Consider the following 3,910-nt stretch of genomic DNA (forward strand, 5'->3'; position numbering starts at 1 on the left):
TCCCGCCACACCGGCCGCGGCCTGGGTATGACCGATGTTCGACTTCAACGACCCCAGATACAGCGGCCGTTCACGATCCTGCCCGTACGCCGCCAGCAGCGCCTGCGCCTCGATCGGATCGCCGAGCCGGGTCCCCGTCCCATGGGCCTCCACCGCGTCCACCTCCGACGGCGACAGCCCCGCGACCGCCAACGCGTCCCGGATGACCCGCTGTTGGGACGGCCCGTTCGGTGCCGTGAGACCGTTCGACGCACCGTCCTGGTTCACCGCCGAGCCACGCACCACCGCCAGCACCGGATGACCGAGGCGCCGCGCGTCCGACAGCCGCTCGACCACCACCATCCCGACGCCCTCCGCGAGGGCGAAGCCGTCGGCCGCCGCGGCGAAGGACTTGCTGCGGCCGTCGCGCGCGAGGGCGTGCTGGCGGCTGAAACCGACGAAGGAGGCGGGCTCGGACATCACGGTGGCGCCGCCCGCGAGGGCGAGGTCGCACTCCCCCGCCCGCAGTGCCTGGACGGCGAGGTGCAGGGCGACCAGGGAGGAGGAGCAGGCCGTGTCGACGGTGACCGCCGGGCCCTCCAGGCCGAGCGTGTACGCGATCCGGCCGGAGGCGACGCTGGCTGCGGCACCGGTGGCGAAGTAGCCCTCGACATCGGTGGCCGCGTCCAGCAGGCGTGCGGTGTGGCCCTGTTCGCTGATGCCCACGTAGACACCCGTACGGCTGCCGCGCAGGGTCGACGGGTCGATGGCGGCGCGTTCCAGGGCTTCCCAGGAGGTTTCCAGGAGCAGCCGCTGTTGGGGGTCCATCGCGGGGGCCTCACGCGGTGAGATGTTGAAGAACGCCGGGTCGAACAGGGCGGCGTCGGCGAGGAAGCCGCCGCGGTCGACGTAGCTGGAGTCCGGAGTGGTCTCGTCGGGGTCGTGGAGGCGGTGCAGGGGCCAGCCCCGGTCCGTGGGGAAGGGGCCGGTGAGGTCCGCCTCCTCGGCGACGGCCCGCCACAGGTCCTCAGGAGTGCCGATGCCTCCGGGGAAGCGGCAGCCCATGGCGACGACCACCACGGGGTCGTCGCGGTCGGCGGCGGCCCTGACGGTCACGGGCGCCGGGCGCTCCTGCCCGCCGAACAGCTTCTCCCCGAGGAACACGGCGAGGGCTGTCACGGTCGGGTGGTCGAAGACGAGCGTGCTGGGCAGTCGGACGCCGGTGGCGGTGGCTAGCCTGTTGCGCAGGTCGACGGCGGTGAGCGAGTCGAAGCCCAGTTCCTTCAGGGCCCGCCCGGGGTCCACGGTGCCGGGGTCCGGGTGGCCGAGGACGGCGGCGGCGTGGTCGCGCACCAGGTCGCGCAGGGCCCGGGTGCGGGCGGGCCCGTCGAGCGCGGTGAGACGGCGGGCCAGGTCCGAGGCCGGGGCGCCGCCCGTGCCGGTCTCCTCGGGGGCTGCGGGCCGCGCCTCGGGGATGTCGTCCAGCAGACGGCTGGGGCGGCCGCTGGTGAAGACCTCCGCGAACCGCTCCCAGTCGACGTCGGCCAGGATCACCGAGGTCTCGCCGTCGGCGAGGACGGTCCGCAGACCGGCGAGCGCCGTGTCCGGGTCGATGACGGGCAGGCCGGTGGCGCGCAGCTGGTCGTAGATGGTGTCGGAGACCATGCCGCCGCCCGACCAGGGCCCCCACGCGACGGACAGGGTGGGGACTCCGTCGGCGCTGCGCCGCTCGGCGCGGGCGTCGAGGACCGCGTTGCCGGCCGCGTAGACGGCGTGGTCGCCGGCCCCCCAGACGGCCGTGATGGAGGAGAAGTAGACGACCGCGTCCAACTGGGCCGGATCCAGGACGCCTTCGAGGTTCTCGATGCCCGTGACCTTGGCACCCAGGACGGTGACCAGGTCGGCGAACGCGGCCTGCGCGACGGGCCCGAGCACGCCCACACCCGCGGCGTGCACGACGGCCCGGACCTGGTCGCCGTCGCGTTCGACGTCGGCGAGGGCGGCGGCCAGGGCGGCCCGGTCCATGGTGTCGCAGGCGAGGAAGGTGACCCGTACGCCGGTCGTCTCCAGCTCGGTGCGCAGCGTGTCGGCGCCGGGCGCGTCGGCACCCCTGCGGCTGAGCAGGACGAGGTGCTCGGCGCCGTCGCGGGCCAGCCAGCGGGCGACGTGCGCTCCCAGGGCGCCGGTACCGCCGGTGATCAGCACCGTGCCGCGCGGGGTCCATCCCGCGTGCCCGTTCGCCGGGCCGCTCGTGCGGACCAGTCGGCGGGCGTGGGTGCCGGAGGCCCGCACCGCGACCTGGTCCTCGCCGCCGGTCCCGGCGAGCACGGCGAGGAGCCGGTCCGTGACCGCACGGTCGACGACGTCCGGGAGGTCGACCAGACCGCCCCAGTACTGCGGCAGTTCGACGGCGGCGGACCTGCCCAGCGCCCATACGGCGGCCTGTGCCGGGTCGGCGGGCCCGGAGTCGTCGGCGGTGCCCACGGCACCCCGCGTCAGACACCACAGCGGCACGGCCGTGCCGGTCGCGACCAGAGCCTGGAACAGGGTGAGGGTCGTGGCGAGGCCGGTGGGCACGACCGGGCCTGCCGGGTGCGGTGCGGTGTCGGTGCCGGTGAGGGTGACGACGCCGGTCGGGTCGATCTCCCGGACGCGGGCGGCCAGGCTGTCGACGTCGTCCTCCGGCGCCACCGTCAGCAGCACCGCGTGCTCGGCGCGCTCCTGTACGGCGTCGGCCGCCGCGACGAGCGCGGGGTCGTCGCGCGACGCCTCCGGCAGGGCGATCAGCCAGGTGCCCGGCAGGACGTCGGGCGCGGTGCACGGGTCCGTCGGGCGCCAGTCGACGGCGTACCGCCACGCGTCGACCGTGCCGCGCTCGCGCCGGTCGCGGCGCCACGAGGAGAGCGCGGGCAGGACGGTACACAGGGCGGGGTCGTCGGCGGGCAGGTCCAGGGTGGCGGCGAGGGCGGTGACGTCCTGTTCCTCGACGGCCTGCCAGAACTCCTCATGGGCGGGGTCGGCCGCGGGCCCGCTCGGCAGCGTCTGCGGCCAGTGGCGGCGACGCTGGAAGGCGTACGTCGGCAGCTCGACAGGGGGTTCCGGCGGGGCGGGGTCGTGGTCGGCGTAGGCAGGCGTCCAGTCCACGCGTACGCCGCCGACGGCGAGTTCGGCGAGGGAGGCGAAGACGCGGGCGAGGCCCCCGTCGTCCCGGCGCAGGGTGCCGACGACGAGCGGTTCGGTCTCCGTCCGCTCGACGGTCTCCGTGAGCGGGGCGGTGAGGACCGGGTGGGGGCTGATCTCGACGAAGACGTGATGGCCGGCCTCGACCAGCCGCGCCACCGTGTCGTCGAGACGCACGGTCGACCGCAGGTTGCGGTACCAGTACTCCGCGTCCAGCCCGGTCGTGTCGAACCGGTCGGCGGTGACGGTGGAGAAGAACGGGGTCCGGGACTCCGTCGGGGTCACCTCGTCGAGGAGGGTGAGGAGTTCGTCGTGGAGCCGCTCGACGTGGGCGGTGTGCGAGGCGTAGTCGACCTCGATCCGCCTGGCCCGAACACCGAGCGCCCCGGCCACGGCGATCACCTCGTCCAGACCCTCCACACTCCCGGCCACCACCACCGACGACGGCCCGTTGACCGCCGCCACCTCCACCCGCCCGTCGACCAACGGAGACAACCCCCGCACCTCGTCCACGGAAAGCTGCACGGACGCCATACCGCCCTGCCCCGAGAGCGCGAGAATCGCCCGCGAACGCAGCGCCACCACCCGCGCACCGTCCTCCAGGGACAACGCCCCGGCGACCACCGCCGCAGCAATCTCCCCCTGCGAGTGGCCGACCACCGCCGCCGGCTCCACCCCGAACGACCGCCACACCTCCGCCAAAGACACCATCACCGCCCACAACACGGGCTGCACCACATCGACCCGCGCC

Annotated in this window: 1 protein-coding gene; it reads right to left on the reverse strand. The window is 74.7% G+C overall.

Annotated elements, in window-relative coordinates; genetic code table 11:
- A partial coding sequence (locus tag P1P70_RS41840) for an SDR family NAD(P)-dependent oxidoreductase (RefSeq protein ID WP_413471665.1) occupies window positions 1-3,910 on the reverse strand: 3,910 nt, incomplete at both ends.

Source organism: Streptomyces sp. MB09-02B (assembly GCF_033794485.1).
Taxonomy (GTDB): domain Bacteria; phylum Actinomycetota; class Actinomycetes; order Streptomycetales; family Streptomycetaceae; genus Streptomyces.